This is a genomic window from Flavobacterium sp. (assembly GCF_047602195.1).
Classification (GTDB): Bacteria; Bacteroidota; Bacteroidia; order Flavobacteriales; family Flavobacteriaceae; genus Flavobacterium.
The window spans coordinates 2,566,770-2,589,396 of record NZ_JASGHW010000004.1; the positions used below are offsets into that span (position 1 = coordinate 2,566,770).

27 protein-coding genes and 1 pseudogene are annotated in these 22,627 nt (G+C 46.7%); 18 read left to right on the forward strand and 10 right to left on the reverse strand.

Annotated elements, in window-relative coordinates:
- Positions 1-12: 12 nt before the first annotated feature.
- Entirely contained in the window at positions 13-846 is an 834-nt protein-coding gene (locus QM717_RS17525; protein ID WP_415039448.1) for a universal stress protein, read from the reverse strand.
- A 139-nt stretch (positions 847-985) separates the two neighbouring features.
- Between QM717_RS17525 and mnmE the strand changes: the two genes are divergently transcribed.
- From mnmE to QM717_RS17610, 17 genes and pseudogenes are all read left to right on the forward strand, one after another.
- A complete protein-coding gene (gene mnmE, locus QM717_RS17530; protein WP_415039450.1) occupies positions 986-2,380 on the forward strand; it encodes a tRNA uridine-5-carboxymethylaminomethyl(34) synthesis GTPase MnmE in 1,395 nt (464 codons plus the stop codon).
- 36 nt (positions 2,381-2,416) lie between these two features.
- Positions 2,417-2,569: pseudogene (locus tag QM717_RS17535) on the forward strand (hypothetical protein); the annotation flags it as partial.
- Between the two features lie 61 nt (positions 2,570-2,630).
- Positions 2,631-3,926 carry an acetyl-CoA hydrolase/transferase family protein gene (locus QM717_RS17540; protein WP_415039451.1) on the forward strand — a complete coding sequence of 432 codons (1,296 nt, stop codon included), beginning with the start codon at positions 2,631-2,633 and terminating at the stop codon, positions 3,924-3,926.
- A gap of 14 nt (positions 3,927-3,940) precedes the next feature.
- Positions 3,941-4,414, forward strand: coding sequence for a hypothetical protein (locus tag QM717_RS17545; RefSeq protein ID WP_415039453.1), 474 nt, complete (start codon positions 3,941-3,943; stop codon positions 4,412-4,414).
- A gap of 100 nt (positions 4,415-4,514) precedes the next feature.
- The gene (locus QM717_RS17550; protein ID WP_415039455.1) at positions 4,515-4,712 is read left to right on the forward strand and encodes a hypothetical protein; all 198 of its coding nucleotides are present in this window, start codon (positions 4,515-4,517) and stop codon (positions 4,710-4,712) included.
- Positions 4,709-5,236, forward strand: a complete 528-nt coding sequence (locus tag QM717_RS17555; RefSeq protein ID WP_415039456.1) for a hypothetical protein — start codon at positions 4,709-4,711, stop codon at positions 5,234-5,236. The genes QM717_RS17550 and QM717_RS17555 overlap by 4 nt, the downstream gene beginning before the upstream one ends.
- A gap of 26 nt (positions 5,237-5,262) precedes the next feature.
- Positions 5,263-5,946: a BON domain-containing protein gene (locus QM717_RS17560; protein ID WP_415039458.1), complete on the forward strand. Its 684-nt coding sequence runs from the start codon at positions 5,263-5,265 to the stop codon at positions 5,944-5,946.
- A 12-nt stretch (positions 5,947-5,958) separates the two neighbouring features.
- The gene (locus tag QM717_RS17565; RefSeq protein ID WP_415039460.1) at positions 5,959-6,459 is read left to right on the forward strand and encodes a hypothetical protein; all 501 of its coding nucleotides are present in this window, start codon (positions 5,959-5,961) and stop codon (positions 6,457-6,459) included.
- Positions 6,460-6,466: 7 nt separating this feature from the next.
- Positions 6,467-6,670, forward strand: coding sequence for a DUF2892 domain-containing protein (locus tag QM717_RS17570; RefSeq protein ID WP_415039462.1), 204 nt, complete (start codon positions 6,467-6,469; stop codon positions 6,668-6,670).
- A gap of 1 nt (position 6,671) precedes the next feature.
- Positions 6,672-6,971 (forward strand): thioredoxin family protein, encoded by a 300-nt coding sequence (locus QM717_RS17575; protein WP_415039463.1) that lies wholly within the window; start codon positions 6,672-6,674, stop codon positions 6,969-6,971.
- A gap of 98 nt (positions 6,972-7,069) precedes the next feature.
- Positions 7,070-7,615, forward strand: coding sequence for a hypothetical protein (locus QM717_RS17580; protein ID WP_415039465.1), 546 nt, complete (start codon positions 7,070-7,072; stop codon positions 7,613-7,615).
- The gene (locus QM717_RS17585) at positions 7,612-8,442 is read left to right on the forward strand and encodes a restriction endonuclease (RefSeq protein WP_415039467.1); all 831 of its coding nucleotides are present in this window, start codon (positions 7,612-7,614) and stop codon (positions 8,440-8,442) included. Before QM717_RS17580 ends, QM717_RS17585 begins: the two co-directional genes overlap by 4 nt.
- A 1-nt stretch (position 8,443) precedes the next feature.
- Entirely contained in the window at positions 8,444-9,799 is a 1,356-nt protein-coding gene (locus QM717_RS17590) for an MBL fold metallo-hydrolase (protein ID WP_415039469.1), read from the forward strand.
- A gap of 10 nt (positions 9,800-9,809) precedes the next feature.
- On the forward strand, positions 9,810-10,274 hold the full coding sequence (locus QM717_RS17595; RefSeq protein ID WP_415039470.1) for a hypothetical protein: 465 nt from the start codon (positions 9,810-9,812) through the stop codon (positions 10,272-10,274).
- Between the two features lie 11 nt (positions 10,275-10,285).
- Positions 10,286-11,104 carry a DUF6544 family protein gene (locus QM717_RS17600; protein WP_415039472.1) on the forward strand — a complete coding sequence of 273 codons (819 nt, stop codon included), beginning with the start codon at positions 10,286-10,288 and terminating at the stop codon, positions 11,102-11,104.
- Between the two features lie 168 nt (positions 11,105-11,272).
- On the forward strand, positions 11,273-12,631 hold the full coding sequence (hemN, locus tag QM717_RS17605; RefSeq protein ID WP_415039473.1) for an oxygen-independent coproporphyrinogen III oxidase: 1,359 nt from the start codon (positions 11,273-11,275) through the stop codon (positions 12,629-12,631).
- A 15-nt stretch (positions 12,632-12,646) separates the two neighbouring features.
- The gene (locus QM717_RS17610; protein ID WP_415039474.1) at positions 12,647-12,856 is read left to right on the forward strand and encodes a hypothetical protein; all 210 of its coding nucleotides are present in this window, start codon (positions 12,647-12,649) and stop codon (positions 12,854-12,856) included.
- Here the strand turns inward: QM717_RS17610 and QM717_RS17615 are convergent, their stop codons facing one another.
- Genes QM717_RS17615 through QM717_RS17650 form a run of 8 tightly spaced genes read right to left on the reverse strand, consistent with a single transcriptional unit; the run spans position 12,857 to position 21,385 of the window.
- The gene (locus tag QM717_RS17615; RefSeq protein WP_415039476.1) at positions 12,857-13,558 is read right to left on the reverse strand and encodes a sulfite exporter TauE/SafE family protein; all 702 of its coding nucleotides are present in this window, start codon (positions 13,556-13,558) and stop codon (positions 12,857-12,859) included.
- Positions 13,558-14,004: a FixH family protein gene (locus QM717_RS17620; RefSeq protein WP_415039478.1), complete on the reverse strand. Its 447-nt coding sequence runs from the start codon at positions 14,002-14,004 to the stop codon at positions 13,558-13,560. Before QM717_RS17620 ends, QM717_RS17615 begins: the two co-directional genes overlap by 1 nt.
- Positions 14,005-14,010: 6 nt before the next feature.
- Positions 14,011-15,423 (reverse strand): cytochrome c oxidase accessory protein CcoG, encoded by a 1,413-nt coding sequence (gene ccoG, locus QM717_RS17625; RefSeq protein WP_415039480.1) that lies wholly within the window; start codon positions 15,421-15,423, stop codon positions 14,011-14,013.
- A gap of 3 nt (positions 15,424-15,426) precedes the next feature.
- Positions 15,427-16,347 (reverse strand): cbb3-type cytochrome c oxidase N-terminal domain-containing protein, encoded by a 921-nt coding sequence (locus QM717_RS17630; protein ID WP_415039481.1) that lies wholly within the window; start codon positions 16,345-16,347, stop codon positions 15,427-15,429.
- Between the two features lie 17 nt (positions 16,348-16,364).
- Complete coding sequence (locus QM717_RS17635) at positions 16,365-16,541, reverse strand: CcoQ/FixQ family Cbb3-type cytochrome c oxidase assembly chaperone (RefSeq protein WP_415039482.1); 177 nt, start codon at positions 16,539-16,541, stop codon at positions 16,365-16,367.
- 4 nt (positions 16,542-16,545) lie between these two features.
- Positions 16,546-18,735: a cytochrome-c oxidase, cbb3-type subunit I gene (ccoN, locus tag QM717_RS17640; RefSeq protein WP_415039484.1), complete on the reverse strand. Its 2,190-nt coding sequence runs from the start codon at positions 18,733-18,735 to the stop codon at positions 16,546-16,548.
- 2 nt (positions 18,736-18,737) lie between these two features.
- Entirely contained in the window at positions 18,738-18,929 is a 192-nt protein-coding gene (gene ccoS / locus QM717_RS17645; protein ID WP_415039485.1) for a cbb3-type cytochrome oxidase assembly protein CcoS, read from the reverse strand.
- Positions 18,926-21,385 (reverse strand): heavy metal translocating P-type ATPase, encoded by a 2,460-nt coding sequence (locus QM717_RS17650; RefSeq protein WP_415039487.1) that lies wholly within the window; start codon positions 21,383-21,385, stop codon positions 18,926-18,928. Before QM717_RS17650 ends, ccoS begins: the two co-directional genes overlap by 4 nt.
- A 104-nt stretch (positions 21,386-21,489) precedes the next feature.
- Here QM717_RS17650 and QM717_RS17655 point away from each other — a divergent pair, with 104 nt between their 5' ends.
- A complete protein-coding gene (locus QM717_RS17655) occupies positions 21,490-22,170 on the forward strand; it encodes a Crp/Fnr family transcriptional regulator (RefSeq protein ID WP_415039489.1) in 681 nt (226 codons plus the stop codon).
- Positions 22,171-22,181: 11 nt separating this feature from the next.
- On the opposite strand, the gene QM717_RS17660 is transcribed toward QM717_RS17655, so the two are convergent.
- Complete coding sequence (locus QM717_RS17660) at positions 22,182-22,622, reverse strand: OsmC family protein (protein WP_415039491.1); 441 nt, start codon at positions 22,620-22,622, stop codon at positions 22,182-22,184.
- Between the last annotated feature and the right edge of the window lie 5 nt (positions 22,623-22,627).

The window sequence follows — 22,627 nt, forward strand, 5'->3', positions numbered from 1 at the left end:
TTTAAATTTATCTTAGTTGTCGTGCAGCGCCAGTATCGGGATTTGGATGTGGTGCGCAATCCTTTTGGTCAAGCTGTGGTGGAACAATTCCTCGAGGAAACTTTTCTTGTAATGCAGCATCGCGAGCATGTCGATTTTTTCATTCTCGGTAAAATGCAGGATGGTGTCCTTGACGTGTTCGCTTTCGATCACATGGAATTCGACATCGTCCTCGCTGAACACAAATTTCCAGTCCTGCATCGTGATTTCTTTGACATCCGAATGCGAGGTCTTGACGTACAGGCAATGCACCTGCGCATTGAATCCCTTGGCCATCTTGACGATTTTGTGCAACGCTTTGCGGTCTTTGTCCTTGAAACGCGAGGTAAAGGCGATGTTGGTGATCGAATGGTACTGGCAATGTTCGGGAATCGCCAAAACAAATACATCGGTTTCGGCGATGACATTGCCGGCGGTAGAACCGAGAAAGGTTTCCTTGAGCCCCGAAGCGCCTTTGGTGCCCATCACGACATAATCGATGTTTTCCTTTTTGCAGATCGCCTTGATGTTTCCGACCAAATCCCCCATCAGCAACTCATGCGACAATTTAATATGGTCAAGTTTGTGCTTTTGGGCAATGTCGCGCAATACGGGAATCTGGCCTTTGTAATTCTCGAACTGCCCTACCTCGACCACATCGTACAATTCAAGCAGGTAATTCGGAAAGCCTTCGTTGTCGATGATGGGCAAATCGTACACATGCAAGGTGATGATTTCGGCCTTGATGTTCTCGGCCAATTTGAGTGCGTAAATAAAAGCGTTATTGGATACTTCTGAAAAATCGGTGGGAAACAGGATCTTTTTCATAAGTGTGCGGATTTAGCTGTTGGTTGTATAAATTTACAAAATCGAGGGCTAAATATGGCTGCGGTTTATCATTTTATTAGGCTTTCGGCATGGTATGGGATTGCCAACTTTAGCGTACTTTTGCATAAAATTTTTGATCATGATCAATCAGGATGCTATCGTTGCACTCGCAACCCCTTCGGGTTCAGGCGCTATTGCCGTCATACGGATTTCGGGAACCGACGCCATCGGCATCGGCAATTCCGTCTTTAAATCGGTAAAGGGAAAAGACCTCACGAAGCAGAAATCGCACACTTTGCATTTGGGGCACATCACCGATGGCATCCTCACGCTCGACGAAGCGCTGGTGTCGGTTTTCAAAGGACCGAATTCGTACACAGGCGAGGACACGATTGAAATTTCCTGCCATGGCTCGACCTATATCCAGCAGCAAATCATCCAATTGTTGTTGCGCAAAGGTTGCCGTATGGCACAGCCCGGCGAATTTACGCTGCGCGCTTTCCTCAATGGCAAGCTCGATCTCTCACAAGCCGAAGCGGTCGCCGACCTGATTGCCTCCGACAATGAAGCCTCGCACCAGATTGCGATGAAACAGATGCGCGGCGGGTTCTCGAACGAGATTGCGCAATTGCGTCAAGAGCTTTTGAATTTCGCTTCGCTGATTGAACTCGAACTTGATTTTGCCGAAGAAGATGTGGAGTTTGCAGACCGCACGCAATTCCATGAACTGCTCAACCGCATCGAATTTGTCCTCAAACGCTTGATCGATTCGTTTGCCGTTGGAAATGTCATTAAAAATGGCATTCCGGTAGCGATTGTAGGCGAACCCAACGTCGGGAAATCGACTTTGCTCAATGCCTTGCTCAACGAGGAGCGCGCGATTGTCTCGGATATTGCCGGGACGACACGCGACACGATCGAAGATGAATTGGTCATCAACGGCATCGGCTTCCGGTTCATCGATACGGCCGGCATCCGTGAAACCGAAGATGTCGTGGAAAGCATCGGTATCCGCAAGACTTTTGAAAAAATGGAAATGGCACAGGTGGTTTTGTATTTAATTAATAATGAACAATTAATAATTAATAATGAGCTGGACGCGGTGAAAATTGAAATTGAGAAAATCAAAAATCAATTTCCGCTTAAGCCATTGATTGTAATCGGGAATAAAGCCGATAAGCTTTCGCAATCCCAAATTGAAACCGTCAAAACTGAAATTCCCCAGATTCTAATGATTTCTGCCAAGCAAAATATCGGCATCGAAAATCTTAAAAACCAACTTATTTCGTTTGTCGACACGGGTGCACTGCGCAACAACGAAACCATCGTGACCAATTCGCGACACTATGATTCGTTGATCAAGGCGCTCGAGGAAATCCAGAAAGTGCAGTATGGACTGCAGACCAACCTGTCTTCGGACCTGATGGCCATTGACATACGGGAAGCGTTGTACCATTTTGGCAGCATCACCGGAGAGGTCACCAATGATGAACTGTTGGGGAATATTTTTGCGAATTTCTGCATCGGAAAGTAAAGTTGGCCCGCAAATTTTAATGAAAATAAGCACAAAACAACGGCTTTAGTCGTGTCGTTAAAAACGCAAGGCAAATCTTTCTACACAATTGCCAAAGCACTAAATTCGTTGGGTTTCTTGAACCGAAGAAGCAAAAAGTTTCAACAAAATCAAGTCATCATCCTATTCAATTGGGCCATGAAGGGCTAACATGATTTATATCATATTTTAAAGAAGCCCGACGATCTAACTTTGTCAAAAATTATTTGACATGACCCGTTACACCTCAGCCGAAGAAGCGCTAAAAACCGTCCAATCCAACAGCCGAATTTATATCCAAGCCGCAGCGGCCGCACCCTCCGAACTCGTCAAAGCACTGAGCCGGCGCGGCTCCGAACTCAGGAATGTTGAGATCTGCCATTTGCATACCGAAGGCGAAGCGCCCTATGCCAACCCGGCATTGTCCTACGCGTTCCATGTCAATTCGTTTTTCTTAGGAAAAAATGTAAGACACACGTTGGCTGCGGGCAATGGTTCCTACACACCCGTGTTCTTGAGCGAATTGCCCAATCTCTTTAAAAAGGCTGCCATTGCGCTCGATACGGTGCTGATCCATGTCTCTACACCAGACGCGCACGGTTACTGCTCGTTGGGCGTATCGGTTGAGGCGACACTTGCCGCGATACGGCACGCCAAAACCGTGATCGCCCAAGTGAATCCGCAAATGCCGCGTACATTTGGTGACGGCATCATCCATGTTTCTGAAATCGATTACCTGGTCGATGTCGATGTGCCCATCTACAGTCACCAGCAGGAAGACATTTCCGAAACCGAAAATAAGATCGGCCAACACATTGCGTCGCTGATCGAGGACAAAAGCACCTTGCAGATGGGCATCGGTTCGATTCCGAATGCGGCATTGGCCAACCTCAAAACACACAAGGATTTGGGATTGCACACCGAAATGTTCTCCGACGGTGTCATCGACCTGATTGAAAAAGGCGTCATCAATTGCAGATACAAAGGCGTTTGCAAAGGACGTGCGCTGGCCACGTTCCTGATCGGCTCGCAAAGGCTGTACGACTTTGTGCACGACAACCCGTTTATCGAAATGCGTGAATCGTCGTTTGTTAATGATACGGCTGTCATTAGGCGCAATCCAAAGATGATCGCAATCAATTCGGCGATCGAGGTCGATCTGACCGGTCAGGTTTGCGCCGACTCGATTGGTGCCAAGATGTATTCTGGTGTCGGTGGACAAATGGATTTCATCCGTGGGGCTGCGCTCAGCGAAGGCGGAAAGGCCATCATCGCATTGCCATCGGTCACCAAGAAAGGCGAAAGTAGAATTGTTCCATTCCTCAAACAGGGAGCAGGCGTGGTCACGACACGTTCGCATGCGCAATACATCATCACCGAATACGGAATCGCCGACCTGTACGGAAAAAACCTCAAACAACGCGCCGAGGCATTGGTCAATATTGCGCACCCGAACCATCAGGAATCAATCGAGCGCAAGTATTATGAACTTTTGAATACACCTGAACGTCGGGTAGCTTATGTGTAATTAAATGCAATCTTATGAAAATCCATTCTTTTTTTGCCCTTCCGATGTTGTTGCTCGCGATACATTGCACCAGTGAATCCGAGGAAAATCAATTTTATAAAAATGAACAATTGGACGAGTACCGATTTGATCAAAACCAAATCCCCGAGGAAACTGCCGTTGAAGATTGGGAAACATTCTTAAAGGAATCCGAGGATTTGATTTTCTATTCGCGCAATAACCTCGAATCATTGCAATACCAAATCGACGAATGCAAGGGACCCGAAAAATTCGAATTGGGCAAGACCTACTCACGGTACAAGAAAGCAATCGATGAGCTCGAACACAAAAGGATGCAACGCGACGATGCCTTCAACGATGAGCTGCGGCAATACGATCCAATAAGCCACAAGCGCAACAAAGAATTCCAGAAGCAATTCAAGCGCGAAATCATCCGCATCAATGTGGGCTTGGGTTGCAGGTTCGAGGATGTAAAAACCGCTCCTTAAATTTAAAAAGCCTGACAATTATCATATTTCCTTAGATAAGGCCATCCTAATTTTACTTTGTCCCGAAACGTTCTTATTGTTTAATTTAAAATCGATAGCAATGGAATATCCCGGCAATAAAATCAACATCGTTCTGGTGGGACAAAATATCGAAAGCCAGCTCGTGTTCAACAACGCGCTTTCCAGTTTGGGAATGGATATTTCGCTACTGAAGAAAATTTTGCGGCAGTTGATTGGTATCGATCATCAATTCCACGCCGGAAACATGAACCGTGAAACCTATATGGTGTCGTTATGAAAAAAACAGTCCAACAACCGCCAAGCCATTACAAGAGTATCTCGATGCTTGCTGTTTTTTTAATCGCGGCTCTATTGTTGTTTCTGGACGCCAACACCAGCCTGTACATCAATAACGTCGTTGTTCATTTTATCATTTTCTTTTTGGCCGTGGCGCTTTTTCCAATTTTAATCGCATACCATTTTTTCGGACTTGGCGATCGCAATACGGTACTGGTTATCTTGTTTTCGGCATTGTGCGTGAGCTTTCTGACCGCTTTTTTGACCTGGAACGGCGATTGGAAAACGCAGACCATTTTGTACCGCAATCTCGAAAATCCTTCCCAAACCATCGAATACCAGATGCGCGGCGACCGGTTTTCATTTGGCTATAAACGACAAATCGTCGAGCGCGAAAAAATATTGCCATACCTCGATTTGGTCTCCATAGCCGATACTTCGAAAATAAATCCTCAACAATGGCGACGCACCGATTTGAATGTCAATGAAATGAAAATTACTGGAGATTACATCTATGCTCCTTAACCCAAAAACCTATAAATCACAATCAAATGAAAACCATCGCTCCACAAAAAACCAATGAACAACTGCAACAGGATGTTGAAGATGCCATCAAATGGGAGCCTGCTTTGCATGCGGCAGAAATTGGCGTCACCGTCAAAAGCGGAATAGTGACGCTGACGGGAACAGTCAACAAATACCAAAAGAAAATGCAGGCCGAAGAAGCGGCAAAAAATGTCGCGGGTGTTCTGGCGGTTGTCGAAAAAATCGAGATCCGTTATGCCAATTCAGATAGCAAAACTGATTTCGACATCGCCCAGGCAGTAATCAAGGCACTCGGCGAGAGTTGGAACATCCCTCCCGACCGATTGAAGGTAAAAGTAGAGAACGGCGATGTTTATCTATCGGGCACGTTGCCGTGGGATTACCAGCGCCAGGCAGCGAAACGGCTGGTGGAACATGTCGACGGCATCAAAGCGTTGGTCTGCTCGGTCAAGATCGAATCTGAAGTGGCCGAGGAAATTGAAAAGCAAAAAGTCATCGATGCGCTGTTCCGGCATGCGTCGATCAACCCGACCAACATCAGTGTAGAAGTATCGGGTAGTAACATTACGCTCAAAGGGACGGTAAGCACACTGTACCAAAAAGAAGAAGCAGCGAAGATAGCCTGGAAGACGCCGGGTGTCTCACAGGTGGACAACCAACTCAAAATCTACTATGATATTTATATGTAATCTGCCAAACCAATGAAAACAGCAAAATATTTATTGACGTTTACTTTCTTGCCTCTTTTGTTTCTCGCACGCGGATGCGCCAAAGACGCTGAAGAAACCTATGATGAAGACCAGGATTATTACGAAGTGCATTACGGCAAAAATGACAAAGTGACCAAAGAAATGGCGATCGAAAGCTGGGAGTCCTTTTTCAAACAATCGCAGGATTTGATCGACATCACCGAAACCAATCTTTCAAGCCTGGAGACTAAAATCGACGAAGCCGACGGTGACGAAAAGATTGAAATGCAGCAAGTGAGCAATGCAAGCAATTTGGCTTTGCTCAAACTCAAGGCGCGGCGTATCAAACGCAACAAGGAGTTTTCGGCCGAACTACAGACCTACAACCCCGATGACCCAACCGTTCAACAAAAGAACGAAGCATTCATGAAGCAGTTCAAACGCGACATGTTCGACCTCAACACAACGCTTGATAATTTACTCGAAAAATCCAGATCAGGTTATTATAAGTAGCAATATCATGAAAAAAAATGTGGGATCGAACGACCAATTTATCCGGTTTTTAATTGCTTTCATAGTACTTTCATTGTATTTGACCGACCTCATCAATTTTTGGTGGGCATTGGTGGCACTCGCCCTCTTGATGGCCACGGCGTTTTTCAATTTTTGTCCCTTGTATTTTCTGCTTGGGATCAATACCCGAAATAGAAAAAAACGGCTCTGAGATGAAATCCTTCGAGCAGATCATCCATTCAGACAAACCCGTACTGATCGACTTCTATCTCCCGGTTTGCGCACCTTGCGAAAAATTAGCAACTGTGCTCGACTCGGTTAAACAAAGTCTGGGCAACCGCATCAAAGTCGTCAAAGTCGATGTGGAGCGGAACAAAGCGCTGGCACATGCCTATAAAGTTCGGCTGGTGCCCACAGTAATGCTTTTCCAGAAAGGAAAGAAATTATGGCAACAGTCCGGGATGGTGTCTTCGGGTGAATTACTCGGGACAATTTTGCAAAAAAGCAATTGATTTACAATGGTTTGACAACATGACAATTGTCATTTTTTTCGCCAATACAAATCTTCAATTTTGTATCAGTTACAATATGAACTTTTACAAACGCTAGCATGAAAACAACCATCACAAATCCTATAAGAACCATCGTGGCGCACTACGATTCGCACGATCAGGCAGAAAATGCGATCATACGATTACAGCAAAACGGCCATGAAATGAACCGCTTTTCGATCGTAGCCACAGATTTGTATACCTCAGAGAAAGTTTTGGGTTATTATGATGCCTACGACCTCATGAAGAAATGGGCATTCATCGGCGGTTTCTACTCGGGCTTCTGGGGATTGTTGTTCGGGTTTTCGACCTATTCGATTCCCATAATCGGGCCGTCATTGATACAGGGCTGGATTGGTGCGATCATCGCCGGATTGGTGTTGGGGATAGTCGGTGCGGTCCTGAGCGCAATCTCCGCTGCGGTATATTTCCGATTCTCGAACAAGCGAAAAGTAAAATACCGGACCGATGTCAAGGCAGCCCATTATTTGTTGCTGGCCGACGAAAATATTGAAATAAATAACGCCCGTGAAATCCTGCAATTTCACATCCCAAAGCAAAAATATGCGGGCAAGGATTGGCGAACCGAACGGAAAGCGCCATGAAAGTCCGCAAGCATTCGGGTGAAATAGCCGATTTCAACACCAAAAAACTCAGGCAGTCGTTGCTCAAATCGGGCGCAGCCGAAAATGACGTTCAAACCATTATCGAAAAAATAGAGCGCCAACTCTACGACGGCATCCCTACGAAAAAAATTTACGGGATGGCGGCCCATTTGCTCAAAAAAGTATCGGCTTCGCATGCGGCACGATACAATCTGCGAACGGCGTTGCAATTGTTGGGGCCGGCGGGTTTCTTCTTTGAGAAATTCATCGCACGGATCTTCGGCCACGATGGGTATCGAACAAAAACCAATCTGATCCTCCAAGGCCAATGCGTCACCCATGAAGTAGATGTCGTTTTAGAAAAAGCAGGCGCAATTGAAATGGTCGAATGCAAGTTCCACAGCAGCCAGACGGCGCATTCTGATGTGAAAGTACCCTTGTACATCCTGTCGCGTTTCAATGACCTGAAGGAAAACACCCATCAAATATTTTCAAAGTCCGATCAGGTTGAAAAATGTTGGATCGTTACCAACAACCGATTTACCGCCGACGCCATCAAATTTGCGAATTGCTCTGGCCTCCAATTACTCGGCTGGGATTATCCGACGACGGGAAACATCAAGGCGAAGATCGACCAAACCGGGCTTTACCCGATTACTTGCCTGACCACGATGTCGCGCATGGAAAAAGAGCAATTGCTGATACTGGACATCCTATTGGTCAAAGAGCTGATTGAAAAACCCGAAGGGCTGCACCAAATCGGCATCAGCAAAAACCGACAAAAAAACATACTCACCGAAGCGGCTTCGCTTTGCAATATTTTTTAAGATGGAAGTACAATTCTTAGGCGGCGCGGGAACCGTAACGGGTTCGAAAACCCTCATCCAAAGCAATGGCGCAACGATGCTGATCGATTGCGGCCAGTTTCAAGGTGTCAAGGCATTGCGCGAACTCAATTGGAAAACTTTGCCTGTAGGGCCTTCTACGATCGATTATGTCTTGCTTACCCACGGTCATCTTGATCATTGTGGTTGGCTCCCGTGCCTGGTCGAGCAAGGATTTGCAGGCAAGATATTGTGTACCTCACCCACCAAGGCGATTGCCAGGCTCATCCTGCTCGACAGTGCAAAAATCCAAGAAGAAGAAGCTGCCAAAGCCAACGCCGGACATTACTCCAAACACCAGATGGCCAAACCGCTTTACACGGTAGCACAGGCCAAGCAAGTGTTTTCGTTATTCCATACGGTTCACTTCAATGAGCCGGTGATGATCAATCCGGAAATAAAAGTCATGTTTACCAATGCCGGACACATCCTCGGTGCGGCGAGCATCGAGCTCAAGCTGGAAAACAAAACGCTTGTCTTTTCGGGCGACATCGGACGCGACAACGATGTACTGATGTTTCCGCCATTTCGTCCCAAAAAAGCCAATTATCTGTTCCTGGAAAGCACTTACGGCAACCGGGTTCATCCCGACACCGATGTCAAGCTCGAGCTCGAAACCTACATCAACAACACGCTCAAGAATGGCGGAACGGTCATTATCCCGGGTTTTGCCGTCGAGCGTATTCAGTCGATCATGTACCTCCTTTGGCAACTGCGCAAAGAACAACGCATCCCGGATGTTCCGTACATCATCGATACGCCCATGGGCATCAGCGTTTTCGAAATTTTTAAGGCCAACCCGCAAGCGCATAAGTTGTCGCTTTCGGATTGCGCAGCCATGGAACAAACATTTACGATGATCGCTGATTTTGAGCAAACTGTCGAAACCATTTACGACCATCAACCCAAAGTCGTCATTGCCGCCAGTGGCATGGTGACAGGCGGACGGGTTCTCTCCTACCTCGAACATTATATCGAACGGCCTGAAACTACCGTCATTATCGTCGGCTACCAGGCCGAAGGCACACGTGGCAGGAAATTGCTGGAAGGTGCTGCTGAAATTAAAATCCATGGCCGGTTTTTCTCGGTCAAAGCCAATATACTTGAAATTCAAGGGCTTTCGGCACATGCAGATCAAAATGGATTGTTGCATTGGCTTTCCGAGCTACAAGACCCTCCGAAGAAAATATTCTTGGTACACGGTGAGAATGAACCTGCCGATGAGCTCCGCATCAAAATCAGGGAAAAGTACAACTACGCTTGCCAGGTGCCGCTCCATAACGAAATTGTCAATCTGTAAACTATCGAAAATGAAAACCATCGTCTTGTTAAGTTGTTTTATCATTACCCTTTTGGTTCTTTCGGCATGTGAAAGGCCAGAAAAAGACAGCATTTCGACATTATCGGAATCTGAACGCTCCAAACCGATTTCCGATTCGACGCGGCTCCAAACTATCGAGGATTGGCAAAAGTTCAGGAAAGATGCAGGCGAATCGCTCTTGAAGGCACAAGAAAAACTGAACCTGCTTGAAAACCAATGTACTGATGAAAAAAGCACCCAAAAAGTGCGGTTACGCCGGGTATTCAATTCCTGCGACTACAAACTCGAAAAACTCAAAAGCAAACTGTTTCGTCAGGGCATCAAATTCAGGAACAACATCGATCATTTCACGACAGAAGATCTATTGAAAAACGAATCATGGCGCACGGCGTTCAATGCCAAGTTGGTTGCCCTGCATTCGAGTCTCGACGAAGGTTTAGCCATCAATCCTTAATTTCAATCGCCATGTTTTTCATTTTATTGACCCTTTTGCCGCTTTCAATCATTATTGTTTTTGCGGTATTGCTCAGGAATATCGACCAATTATTTGAAAGACAGGCTACCCATTTGCTCGGGCAATCCCCAAAGCAAATGGACAAAATAGTTACGCACCGAAACCTTGCCCATCTGCCGGAACCCGTGCAAAACTATTTCAGGCATGTATTGAAGGAAGGACTGCCTTACATCAGTTGTGTTCGACTCAAGCACAGCGGAAAATTCAAGACTTCTGAACATGGCAAATGGATGGACATTACCGGCGAAGAATATTTTACTACTGCCGATCCCGGTTTGGTTTGGAAAGGCCACACCAAATGGTTTACCGCTTACGACGTTTTCATCTCGGGCCAAGGCAAATTGGACGTCTATTTTCTTTCGATGTTCCGGATCGTCAATGGCCATGGACTAAAATATTCCCAAGCCGAATTGTTGCGGTGGCTGGGCGAAAGCGTGTGGTTCCCTACCAATCTGCTGCCGACAGAATTCCTGCAATGGTCGGCCATTGACAGCCATTCGGCCAAACTCACCTATACCAGTAACAAATTCATCGTGTATTACATCGTGACGTTCAACGACATCGGCGAAATCACGCAACTCGAAACCAAGCGCTATATGGGCGATAAAAATCTGGAGACATGGATCGGGAAATTGTCGGGCTACGCCTCTTTTCACGGCGTTTTGATTCCTACGAAAATCGAGGCGGTCTGGCGAATGCGCGATCGGGATTTTCCGTATGCCCAATTTCAAATCACCGAATTGGAATATGACAAAAACCAATTGTTCTAAATGAAAAAAAAGACATAAGATTTCGAGAATTATTGGAACTGCAGCGTGTGCAAATTGAAATGATGAACGATATATTGGCCAAAGTCGGCGGCAATTCGTTTTCGCGAACATGATATTTGTCATAAGATTCGAGGACCATCACTCCTACTTTTGTTTAAAATAACAACCATGAAAAAAACACTGATCCAAAAATACAACGTTCCGGGACCGCGTTATACCAGCTACCCTACCGTTCCCTATTGGAATCCCGAATTCGATTACCCAACCTGGAAGAATACCTTTATTTTGGCCTATGATGAAAGTAAAAACGAAGGCATCAGCGTTTACATCCATTTGCCGTTTTGCGAAAGTATGTGTACGTTTTGCGGCTGCCACAAGCGCATCACCAAAAACCACGCGCTAGAACATCCTTATGTCCAATCGGTACTCAAGGAATGGCGGTTGTATTGCCAGCTTTTTGATGAAAAACCGATGATCCGCGAACTTCATCTGGGCGGCGGCACCCCTACTTTCTTTTCCCCAAAGAACCTCGAAGACCTCATCAACGGCATCTTCTCGCTGGCACGAAAAGGAATGGATTGCGACATGAGCTTTGAAGGCCATCCGAACAACACGACGCGTGAGCATCTTGAAAAGTTATACGATCTGGGCTTTCGCCGCGTGAGTTTTGGTGTTCAGGATTATTCCGACAGGGTGCAACAAGCCATCAACCGCATTCAGCCTTACAGCAATGTGGCCAAGGTGACGATGTGGGCCAAGGACATCGGCTACACATCGGTAAGCCACGACATCATTTTCGGGCTGCCGTTCCAACGCGTCGAGGATGTGGTCGACACCATCGAAAAAACCAAAACCCTGCTCCCGGACCGTATCGCGTTTTACAGCTACGCGCACGTGCCCTGGATCAAAGGAAACGGTCAGCGCGGTTTCAAGGAAGAAGACATCCCGAAAGACGATGAGAAAAAAATCCTGTACGAGATCGGCAAAAAACTGCTGCAGTTGCACGGGTATGAGGAAATCGGGATGGATCATTTTGCCTTGCAATCCGATGCGTTGTTCGGTGCGGCGGCTTCGGGCGAATTGCACCGCAATTTCATGGGATACAGCGCTTCCAAAACCAGAATGATGGTTGGGTTGGGTGTTTCGGCCATCGGCGACAGTTGGTACGGATTCGCGCAAAACGTCAAGGATCTCGACGACTACCAACAAATCCTCGAATGGAACCAATTGCCGCTGTTCAAAGGACACATCCTGACCACCGAGGATTTGATCATCCGCCAGCACATCCTCAATTTGATGTGCCGATTCGAAACGTCGTGGGAAAATCCCGAACTCTATTTCAGTGAAATCCCAGAAGTACTCTCGCAATTGCAGGAAATGAGCAACGATGGCTTATTGGTCATCAAAGATTCATGGCTCAAGGTGACTGCCGCGGGCAAGGGATTTGTGCGCAACATCTGCATGGCTTTCGATTTGCGGATGAAGCGTCATGCGCCGGGAACGCAATTGTTTTCAATGACTGTTTAACCAAAAGATCAAGACATGAATTTCTTTAAAAGACAAACCTGCTGGACCAATGCCGAAATGGTATGGCTCAAGCTGTGCATCGGTTCGGCCTACCTTTACATGGGCAGTTATTACCACGATTTTTTCAGCAATTATTACCTGATTATCGTATTGGTTTTTGCCATTAGTGTAATCCGTTCGTTGTTGTTGTGGTTCAAAAAAATGGAACAGGACAAACAAAAATAATCAATGGCAATTGGGTTCGGATTGTACCAATAAATTCAGGTTCGATGGCGAAAGATAAGCCACATCCAATCCCAATCCGCGGAGTATGAATAAAATCCCGATGCACACCATCGCATACGGGATAATTTTTTGGATGCTATTTCTGACCGGTAAGGTAATCAGTCGTTGGAAATAAACCACGGTGCTCATCAGCGGAGCCGTTCCCAATCCGAATAAAACCATATACGATACGGCCAAACCGGTTGTCGGCATCGCCAAAGCCCCGAACACCGCGGCATAGACCATTCCGCAAGGCAAGAATCCGTTGAGCAGACCGATCGTAAAGAGTGAGGTAAACGACGAATTTCGGAATTGCCGACCCAAAGCACTTTTGATTTCCGAAATGATCTTGAATATCGGTCTTGAAAAATTGTAACGCGCCAATCTTTTTTCAGGTACAATCGCAATCGCAATCATGGCAAATCCCGCGAATAGGCTTAGATGCTGCTGGAAACCTGCCAGGTAAAAGGCACGACCAACCAACGCAAACAGCAATCCGATAGCAGTGTACGCCAAAATCCTTCCGGCATGGTAGGATAAAATTTGCAGCGCCTTTTTCTCCGGATGGTTTCGCGCAACGGGAAGCATGAGCGCAATCGGCCCGCACATCCCGATGCAGTGCAGGCTGCTGACCAGTCCAAGTAACAATGCCGAGTAAAGCATCAGAGGTACAATTTGTGTTTGACGGCGTAGGTCTTATTTTCGTAAGTCCAGGTTAAAGTCATGTCCCAGTTGCCGCCTGCAAAATCACTTTTAGGTATGAGCACTGTGGAGCCGGATATTTTGAATGGGAGTTCAAAATCCAGTCGCTTTGCAGACGGACGATAAAGGGACACTTTGCCTTCGATTTCTTGGGGAAAGATCGCTTTCGGGAAAACAATCTTTACGCCCTCAGTGGTAGTCGAGATCGAAGGCTGTATTTTCAAATCCTGCGCATTCTGAAATTGGACCAATTCGTCGTCGAAATGCGCATCGTGCTTGTAATATTCTTCGACGACGAGTTCATTATCATATTTGGAATTGCTTTGCACCTTGACGATAAAATAGCCGATGAAGGCCATGAACAGCACAAATGCAATCACAATCGAAGTTCCCCAGTTTATTTTCATAACGTTTCAATTAAAACTCCTCGGGCTTAAGAAGTTGGTGGTGACGGTTTCGATGTGTGTGTGCCCATCGTAAACGCCGATCTTTAGTTTTGTCTTTTCGGTTTCGAGCAGGTATTGGTTGATTTCTATGAACATCGTTCCCTGCGCCATTCCTTGCCGGACGACCTTGAAATGCGGACGACCTACCAGGCTGATTGTGCCTTTTTGCTCGAGCAACTTGAAATGGACATCATTGAAATCATGCGATGATTTATTGACAATCTTGAACGTGTACACATTGCTGATGTTCGCTCCTTTGTGTTGGTAAAGTTGTCCGGGCAATCGCAAAATATCGGTTTCGACATCATTGCGCAGTAGCAATAATCCGCTCAGTATTCCGATCAAGATGACCAATACGGCCGTATAGCCTTTCATGCGCGTGGTAAAACGGAACGGCGCTTTCTTTTCGATTTCGTCTTCAGAGGCGTAACGGATCAGTCCTTTGGGCAACCCGACGCTTTTCATGATCGTATCGCATTCGTCGATGCAGGCCGTACAATTGGTGCATTCGAGCTGCGTACCATTTCTAATGTCAATGCCCATCGGGCAAACATGAACGCACTGCATACAATCGATGCAATCGCCTTTTCCGCTCGTGGACCGATCTTCCTTTTTGTTGAATTTGGCGCGGCCGAGTTCTTTTTCACCACGGACAAAATCGTAGGCGACATTGATCGATTTATCGTCGAGCAAAACACCCTGCAAACGTCCGTATGGACAGGCGATGATGCATACCTGTTCGCGAAACCACACGAATACAAAATAAAATACCCCGGTAAAAATCAAAAGCGCGATGAAATTACCGGATTGGTTGACCGGCCCTTCCTCCATCATCAGCCATAAGGCATCGCTCCCGATTACATAGGCCAGAAAAATATTGGCGATAAAAAACGAAATGACAAAGAACACGGTCCATTTAAGCAATCGCTTACCGATTTTCTCGGCATTCCATTGCTGCTTGTCCAATCTGATTTGCGCGCCACGGTCGCCATCAATCACGTATTCGATGCGTCGGAAAACCATTTCGAGGAATATCGTCTGCGGGCAAATCCATCCACAAAAAATCCGTCCGAAAACCACCGTAAACAGAATCACGAAAACCACCATCGTAATCATCGCGAGCACGAAAATGTAAAAATCCTGCGGCCAAAACGGAAATCCAAACAAGTTGAAACGGCGCTCGAGCACGTTGAACATCATGAACTGGTTGCCGCCCACTTTGACAAACGGATTCGCAATCAAGATGGCCAGCAAAAAATAACTGACGTATTTTCTATAATTGTAGAATTTACCGTTCGGTTTCTTAGGGAAAATGAATTTGCGCTTTCCTTCTTCGTCCAAAGTCCCTATGGTATCCCTAAACGCTTCATTCTTTTCCATCGTTTATTTTTTGGTTTCGTCCGTGGTGACTTTATTGGCATCGGGATTTACCCAAACATCGCCATCAGGCGCTTTGGGATCTTTCGGATTACTGCCTTGCAACGATAAGATGTAGCTCGCCACTTGCTGGATTTCGGTCGGCTTCAAAGTGGCATTCCACGCCACCATTCCTTTTCCGTCGCGTCCGCCGTTAGAAATCGTATGGAATAAATTCTTGATGCTGCCGCCAAAAATCCAATGATCGTCGGTCAGGTTCGGCCCGATCTGCCCGCCGCCGTCCGCACGATGGCACGCCGCACAATTGGCCGTAAAAATGGTCTTGCCTTTGGCTAAATCGGCTGCATCGGTCAATTGCGTTACCTTGGCTTCGCTCATTTGGTCCGGCGCGGTAAGCATGTATTTGGCCACATCTATTTTTGCTTGGGCCATTTCTTTGCGCAATTCGGTTTCCTGGTCATCGCCGCCCATCATTTCATACCGGACGAGATAAATCACCCCGAAAAGGATACCGCCGTAAAACAAATACAACCACCAAGGCGGCAATCGGTTGTCGAGTTCCTGAATGCCGTCATAATTGTGGTGCAGCATCACCAAATCGTTATTTTCGACCGGTTCGGAACGCGTGAGTTTTTGCATCAGGTTCTTGAACCATTGCTGTTCAGAAAGATGCAAAGGTTGATTTTCTTTTTCGTGGAAAGCCTGCTTTTCTTCCTCGGTCATCAAATGGTAGGTAATGTTGCCGGTCGCTTTGGCCAACATCTCGAACGCAATTAGGATGAACAGGAAAACGAACAATACCAAAATGATGATCGGGTATTTAACGAATGCCGGACGGTCGCCCGAATCGACAAAGTATTCAATCAATCCAAAAACCGTAAAGAAAATGACCGGTACACGAAGCCAGGCCGGGAAAAAATGTTTCATGTTTCAGTATTTTAAAATTATTTGGGTTCTTCGTTTAGCGGAATGCGGCTCAATTCGGCAATCTTTTCCTTGTTATAGGAAAACACCCAGATGCCGAGACCTACAAAAAACAGGAAGAAGATCAGCAACGACACGATCGGGTAAATCGCGACGCCCGAGATGGTTTCCATATTGTGTTTGATTTGTTCGAACATGACTTTATTTTTTAGCGGTTTCTTTGACTTTGATATCGGTGCCCAATCGTTGGATGTAGGCGATGAGCGCAACGATTTCGCGTTGGTTCATCGGTACAAACTTTTCCCCTTTTGCCTTTGCTTTTTTCTCACTGTCTTGATAACTTTTGACGAAATCGGGATCGGAATGCAGATTCTTTTCGATGCGCAGCGCTTGCTCGAACAAGGCCGCTTTGGCGTTTGCAATCTCCGTGTCAGAATATGGGACACCCAGTTTTTGCATGACGCGCATTTTATTTTCGATATCCGAAATATCCATTTCCTTATTATCGAATAGCCATTTGTAACCCGGCATGATGGAACCGGAAGAAGTCGATTGCGGATCCCACATGTGATTGAAATGCCAGTTGTCGTTGTACTTCTGCCCTACGCGAAGCAAATCGGGGCCGGTGCGTTTGGAGCCCCAAAGGAACGGGTGATCGTAGACGAACTCCCCCGCTTTCGATTGCGGGCCGTATCGCTCGACTTCGCTGCGGAACGGACGCACCATTTGCGAATGGCAACCCACACAACCTTCACGGATGTACAAATCGCGGCCTTCCAGTTCGAGCGGCGTATACGGTTTTACAGTTGAGATGGTCGGGATGTTCGATTTGACCATAATCGTCGGAACGATTTGGATGATACCGCCAATCAATATGGCAACCGTAGCCAGGATGGTGAGTTGGATGGGCTTTCTTTCGAGCCATGGGTGGAATTTTTCGCCTTTGACCCGTCCGCTCGCGATTTTTTCAAGTTCGGCGGCTTCGGCCAACTCATCGGTAATCGCGGCATTCGCTTTTACGGTCTTCACGATGTTGTATACCAAAATGAACATCCCGATGATGTACATCGTTCCGCCGATGGCACGCATCCAATACATCGGCATGATCTGCTGGACGGTTTCGAGGAAGTTGCCATAAGTTAAAGTACCGTCAGGATTGAATTGCTTCCACATCGAAGCCTGCGTAAATCCGGCCACATACATCGGCAGCGTATACATGATGATGCCCAGCGTCCCAATCCAAAAGTGGAAATTGGCGAGTTTGGTCGAGAACAATGGCCCTTTGGTCATTCTTGGGATGAGCCAATAAATCATCCCGAAAGCCAGAAATCCGTTCCAGGCCATTGCACCGACATGCACATGCGCAATAATCCAATCCGAAAAATGCGCGATGGCGTTTACGTTCTTGAGCGACAACATCGGCCCTTCGAACGTCGCCATGCCATACCCTGTAATGGCAACGACAAAGAACTTGAGTACGGGTTCTACGCGCACTTTATCCCATACGCCACGCAAGGTCAACAATCCATTGATCATACCGCCCCAAGATGGCGCGATGAGCATGATCGAGAATACTACCCCGAGATTTTGCGCCCAATTGGGCAAGGCCGAATACAGCAAATGGTGCGGGCCAGCCCAGATGTAGATGAAAATCAGCGACCAAAAGTGTACAATCGACAGGCGGTACGAATACACCGGACGGTTGGCGGCCTTGGGCACAAAATAGTACATCAACCCCAAAAACGGCGTGGTCAAGAAGAACGCCACCGCATTGTGCCCATACCACCATTGTACGAGCGCATCCTGCACGCCCGCATAAACCGAATAACTTTTGAGTGCCGAAACCGGAAGCTCGATGCTGTTGAAGATATGAAGCACCGCAACGGTTACGAACGTGGCAAGATAAAACCAGATCGCGACATACAAATGGCGTTCGCGTCGGCGCAAGATCGTGCCGATCATGTTGATCCCGAAAATGACCCAGACCAGCGCAATCGCAATATCGATTGGCCATTCGAGCTCGGCGTATTCCTTAGAAGAAGTATATCCAAGCGGTAAAGTAATAGCCGCTGCGACAATGATCAACTGCCAACCCCAAAAATGCAGGTTGCTCAGCAAATCACTGCACATCCTGGTCTTGAGCAAGCGCTGCATCGAATAATAGATCCCGGCAAACATCGCGTTGCCGACGAAGGCAAAAATCACGGCGTTGGTGTGCAACGGGCGCAACCTGCCGAAACTCAAAAAAGAGATGCCGTCGGTTAAGTTAGGAAACAAAAAAAGGAAGGCGAGCAGTAACCCCACGGCCATTCCGACCACGCCAAAAACAATCGTGGCATAGATGAATTTCTTTACAATTTTGTTGTCGTAGTAAAATTGTTGCAACTCCATAATTAAATCTGTTTTTTGGGTTTAGTGTTTAACTGTTTGTCGGGCGATTGTTTCAATTCGTCATCAAAAAGCATCCGTACCGATGGGGTGTAATCGTCGTCGTATTGTCCGGACTTCACGGCCTTGATGAAGGCGATGAAAAAACCGATGGCGACCGCAATGCTAACGGAAATCAAAAGATAGATGACACTCATATTGCTTGATTATGGACCAAAATTACATTGGCGGTTTGAGGCAAACCATGATATTTATCATGCTTTGGCATTTGCGCGGTTATTTTGAATTTGCGCGCATAATGATTGCTCATCAACGTGACAAAACTGATGATGGTAATCGTGCTGAGTGGCATGATGATCGCGGCTACGAGCGGAAGGAGGTTTCCGGACAATGCAAACGAAAGACCTATTGCATTGTACAGCAACGACAATGCGAAACTCAACTTAATCGTCAGCATTGCTTTTTTGGACAGCGCCAGAAAACGCTGGAGTGCCTGAAATTGCGTCGCGTCGAGAATGCCGTCGCAGGCAGGCGAAAACACGTTGACGTTTTCGGAGATTGCAATCCCGACATCGCTTTGTGCCAACGCACCGGCATCATTGAGTCCATCGCCTACCATCATCACGCAGCGGCCTTGTGATTGCAGTCTTTTGATGAATTCGAGTTTTTGTTCGGGTGTTTGGTTGAAGACCAGCTCGGTTCCAAACGGTAGTAATTTTTCGAGCAAGTGCTTCTCGCCTTCATTATCGCCCGAAAGTATCTTGATTTCGTAACGGGGGTGCAATCGGTGCAGCAATTCGGCGAGTCCTTCGCGGTATTGGCTTTGGAAGATGAACTTGCCCGAAACGTTGCCGTCGATGCTGACATAAACCGCGGTCTGTAATGCCGCCTCTGCGAATTCTCTCCCTACGAAACGCGCCGATCCGATGCGTATGGTGTGGCCTGCAATTTTTGCTTCAACCCCTAAGCCGGTCGTCTCCATAAATTCGGTGATCGCTATTGTTCCAGTTGCAGCAAGATGATTATAAAGCATGCGGCTCAGCGGGTGATTCGATCCGCGTACGATGTTCTTGATCCAATTTTTTTGCTCGTCCGATAACGGGCTACCCTCATAGGAAATCCGTGATTGTGCGTTGCAAGTAATTGTTCCCGTCTTGTCGAAAATAATGGTGTCGATTTTAGATAGTTGCTCGATTACCGGCGCGCTTTTCAGGTATAGTTTGGCTTTTCCCATGAGCCTGAGTACATTTCCCAATGTGAAAGGCGCGGTCAACGCCAACGCGCACGGACAGGCTACGATCAAAACCGCCGTAAAAACATTAAAAGCTTTATCCGCATCAAAGAAAATCCAATACCCAAAACCGCAAAAGGCCAGCAAAAGCAAAGCAGGCGTAAAATATTGGCTCACCACATCGGTCAAAGATGGTCTGGTGCGCTGTTTGCGTTTTTCAAAAACGGCATTACTCCACAATTGCGTCAGGTAACTTTGTGAAACCGATTGTACGGCTTCGATTTCAATTGCACTGCCATCCACCCTGCCACCGGCAAACACTTTATCGCCCGACTTTTTATGGACCGGAAGCGATTCACCTGTCACAAAACTGTAATCGATGGCCGCCATTTCGGACATTAGGATTCCATCTGCTGGTATAAGTTCGCGGTTGCGGATTAACAGCCGATCGCCTGGTTCGACTTTATAAATGGGAATACTTTGTTCGGTCTCCCGCAAAATCCGTGTAACCGCAATAGGAAAATAAGACTTAAAGTCGCGCTCGAAACTGAGAAAATTATAGGTCTTGGCTTGGAACATCTTTCCGAGCAACATAAAGAAAACCAAGCCCGTCATGCTGTCAAAGAAACCAGGGCCGTAATCCAATGCCATGTCGAACACACTGCGCACAAACATCACGATGATGCCCAGAGCTATGGGGATTTCGATGTTGAGCATTTTGGCTTTGATGCTTTTCCACGCCGCCACATAGTAACCGCTGGCCGAATACAAGAAACTGGGCAACGAAAGCGCAAAAATCAACGCCCTGAAAAAACCGCGGTATTGGTCGAGCCAATATTCCTTCATCTCGAAATATTCGGGAAAGGACAAAAGCATGATGTTTCCGAAACAAAAAAAAGCCACACCCAACTTGTAGGTCAATGTCCTGTCGTGCTGCTTTTTTTTCGCGTCAAAATGCTCCAACGAAATATAAGGCTCGTAACCGATGGCACACAAGAGTTCTACAATTTCCTTGAGGCTGGCGGCCGAAGAATTGAAAGTGATGCGTACTGTTTTTTCGTTAAAATTAACCTGCGATGCCGTGATTCCCTTGTGCAATTTGCGCAGGTTTTCCAAAATCCAAACGCACGAACTGCAATGGATGTGCGGGATGTTTAAATTAACGATTTGAATACCTCCTTCGTTGAATTGCAGCAACCGCGAGACGATTTCTTCGTTGGCAAGGAAATCGTATTTGTTTTGATCCTCCAGCGGACGCGCCCCAGGCGACAAGCCCAATTCGTAATAAGAATGCAAACCGTTGTCGCTGAAAATTTCAAAAACGGTCTTGCAACCGTTGCAGCAGAATACTTTGTCGCGAAACGAAATCGCTTGCGCCTTCGCCATATCCTGCCCACAATGAAAACAGGTGCTATTTTCCATAATTGCTCATTTACCTGGAGCAAATTTGCGGCAATAAATTTGTCAGAAATATGATATATATCATGTGAACTTGCTACATTTGTCCTGTCATAATCGTTTTGACAATGAGCAAGTGTGAGCAATGTATCGTTAGGGAATTCAGCTCCCTTAAAGCGTTGACCAAAGACGAGTTGGTAAAAATGGCCAACTGTAAAACGTCCAAGATTGTGCGCAAAGGCGAAGTGATTTTCAGTGAAGGCGAAAACATCAATGGGGTGTTTTGCGTCAAGGATGGTGTTTGCAAGATGACCAAACTCAGCTCCAATGGCCGCGACCAGATTGTGCATTTGGTCAAAAAAGGCGAATTGCTCGGACAGCGTTCGATGATCAGTGACGAACCGGCCAATCTTTCGGCCGTGGCGCTCGAAGACATGCAGGTCTGTTTCATCCCGAAAAATGAAATCTTGGGCTTCTTTAACGACAACAACCGCTTTTCGATGAACGTGATGAAAACCATTTGCGGCGATCTCAAGGAAGCCGACGACATCATGGTCAATATGGCACAAAAGACCGTCAAGGAACGACTTGCCTACACTTTGATTTACCTTGAAGACACCTTCGGCCTCAATCCCGACAAATCGTTGAAATTGCAATTGTCACGCGAAGAAATTGCGAGCATGATCGGTACGGCCACTGAAAGCTGTATCAGATTGTTGTCTGAATTCAACAAATCGGGACTGATTGAACTCAGCGGCAAAAAGATCATCATTACCGACAGGAACAAACTGGCACGCATGTGCGAATGACCTTCTCATCGTCAAGGCAAAAATGCAACGGTAATCGTCGGTTCCAAAATTACTTTTGAAAGAACAGAATTCGAGATCAGACAGGCTTTCTCGCTCATCTCAAGCACGCGCATTGCCTTCTCCTTTAACGCATGATCGAAAATCGCGAGTATGGGCAAAAGTTCGATTTGCGTAATTTGGAATTTTCCTTCTACCCTATCCAGCGTCCCGACCGCGTTGCATTCGAACCGGCTGAATTCGAGTTTTGAATTGTCGGCGATGGCCAGGAAAGTGGTCATGAAACAACTGTTGACCGAGGCGACAAACAAATGCTCGGGCGACCATTGCCCGGCGATGCCGTTCGGGAATTCAGGCGGTGTGACGACCTGAATGTGTGAATCGAGCACCTCGGACGTCAGGAAGCCTTTTCGACCCTCGATCCAATCTATTTTAACTTGATAAGAATGTGACATGATAA

Coding starts and splice junctions, on each gene's coding strand:
- QM717_RS17525 (WP_415039448.1), bottom strand. CDS start 846: ATGAAAAAGATCCTGTTTCCCACCGATTTTTCAGAAGTATCCAATAAC.
- mnmE (WP_415039450.1), top strand. CDS start 986: ATGATCAATCAGGATGCTATCGTTGCACTCGCAACCCCTTCGGGTTCA.
- QM717_RS17540 (WP_415039451.1), top strand. CDS start 2,631: ATGACCCGTTACACCTCAGCCGAAGAAGCGCTAAAAACCGTCCAATCC.
- QM717_RS17545 (WP_415039453.1), top strand. CDS start 3,941: ATGAAAATCCATTCTTTTTTTGCCCTTCCGATGTTGTTGCTCGCGATA.
- QM717_RS17550 (WP_415039455.1), top strand. CDS start 4,515: ATGGAATATCCCGGCAATAAAATCAACATCGTTCTGGTGGGACAAAAT.
- QM717_RS17555 (WP_415039456.1), top strand. CDS start 4,709: ATGAAAAAAACAGTCCAACAACCGCCAAGCCATTACAAGAGTATCTCG.
- QM717_RS17560 (WP_415039458.1), top strand. CDS start 5,263: ATGAAAACCATCGCTCCACAAAAAACCAATGAACAACTGCAACAGGAT.
- QM717_RS17565 (WP_415039460.1), top strand. CDS start 5,959: ATGAAAACAGCAAAATATTTATTGACGTTTACTTTCTTGCCTCTTTTG.
- QM717_RS17570 (WP_415039462.1), top strand. CDS start 6,467: ATGAAAAAAAATGTGGGATCGAACGACCAATTTATCCGGTTTTTAATT.
- QM717_RS17575 (WP_415039463.1), top strand. CDS start 6,672: ATGAAATCCTTCGAGCAGATCATCCATTCAGACAAACCCGTACTGATC.
- QM717_RS17580 (WP_415039465.1), top strand. CDS start 7,070: ATGAAAACAACCATCACAAATCCTATAAGAACCATCGTGGCGCACTAC.
- QM717_RS17585 (WP_415039467.1), top strand. CDS start 7,612: ATGAAAGTCCGCAAGCATTCGGGTGAAATAGCCGATTTCAACACCAAA.
- QM717_RS17590 (WP_415039469.1), top strand. CDS start 8,444: ATGGAAGTACAATTCTTAGGCGGCGCGGGAACCGTAACGGGTTCGAAA.
- QM717_RS17595 (WP_415039470.1), top strand. CDS start 9,810: ATGAAAACCATCGTCTTGTTAAGTTGTTTTATCATTACCCTTTTGGTT.
- QM717_RS17600 (WP_415039472.1), top strand. CDS start 10,286: ATGTTTTTCATTTTATTGACCCTTTTGCCGCTTTCAATCATTATTGTT.
- hemN (WP_415039473.1), top strand. CDS start 11,273: ATGAAAAAAACACTGATCCAAAAATACAACGTTCCGGGACCGCGTTAT.
- QM717_RS17610 (WP_415039474.1), top strand. CDS start 12,647: ATGAATTTCTTTAAAAGACAAACCTGCTGGACCAATGCCGAAATGGTA.
- QM717_RS17615 (WP_415039476.1), bottom strand. CDS start 13,558: ATGCTTTACTCGGCATTGTTACTTGGACTGGTCAGCAGCCTGCACTGC.
- QM717_RS17620 (WP_415039478.1), bottom strand. CDS start 14,004: ATGAAAATAAACTGGGGAACTTCGATTGTGATTGCATTTGTGCTGTTC.
- ccoG (WP_415039480.1), bottom strand. CDS start 15,423: ATGGAAAAGAATGAAGCGTTTAGGGATACCATAGGGACTTTGGACGAA.
- QM717_RS17630 (WP_415039481.1), bottom strand. CDS start 16,347: ATGAAACATTTTTTCCCGGCCTGGCTTCGTGTACCGGTCATTTTCTTT.
- QM717_RS17635 (WP_415039482.1), bottom strand. CDS start 16,541: ATGTTCGAACAAATCAAACACAATATGGAAACCATCTCGGGCGTCGCG.
- ccoN (WP_415039484.1), bottom strand. CDS start 18,735: ATGGAGTTGCAACAATTTTACTACGACAACAAAATTGTAAAGAAATTC.
- ccoS (WP_415039485.1), bottom strand. CDS start 18,929: ATGAGTGTCATCTATCTTTTGATTTCCGTTAGCATTGCGGTCGCCATC.
- QM717_RS17650 (WP_415039487.1), bottom strand. CDS start 21,385: ATGGAAAATAGCACCTGTTTTCATTGTGGGCAGGATATGGCGAAGGCG.
- QM717_RS17655 (WP_415039489.1), top strand. CDS start 21,490: ATGAGCAAGTGTGAGCAATGTATCGTTAGGGAATTCAGCTCCCTTAAA.
- QM717_RS17660 (WP_415039491.1), bottom strand. CDS start 22,622: ATGTCACATTCTTATCAAGTTAAAATAGATTGGATCGAGGGTCGAAAA.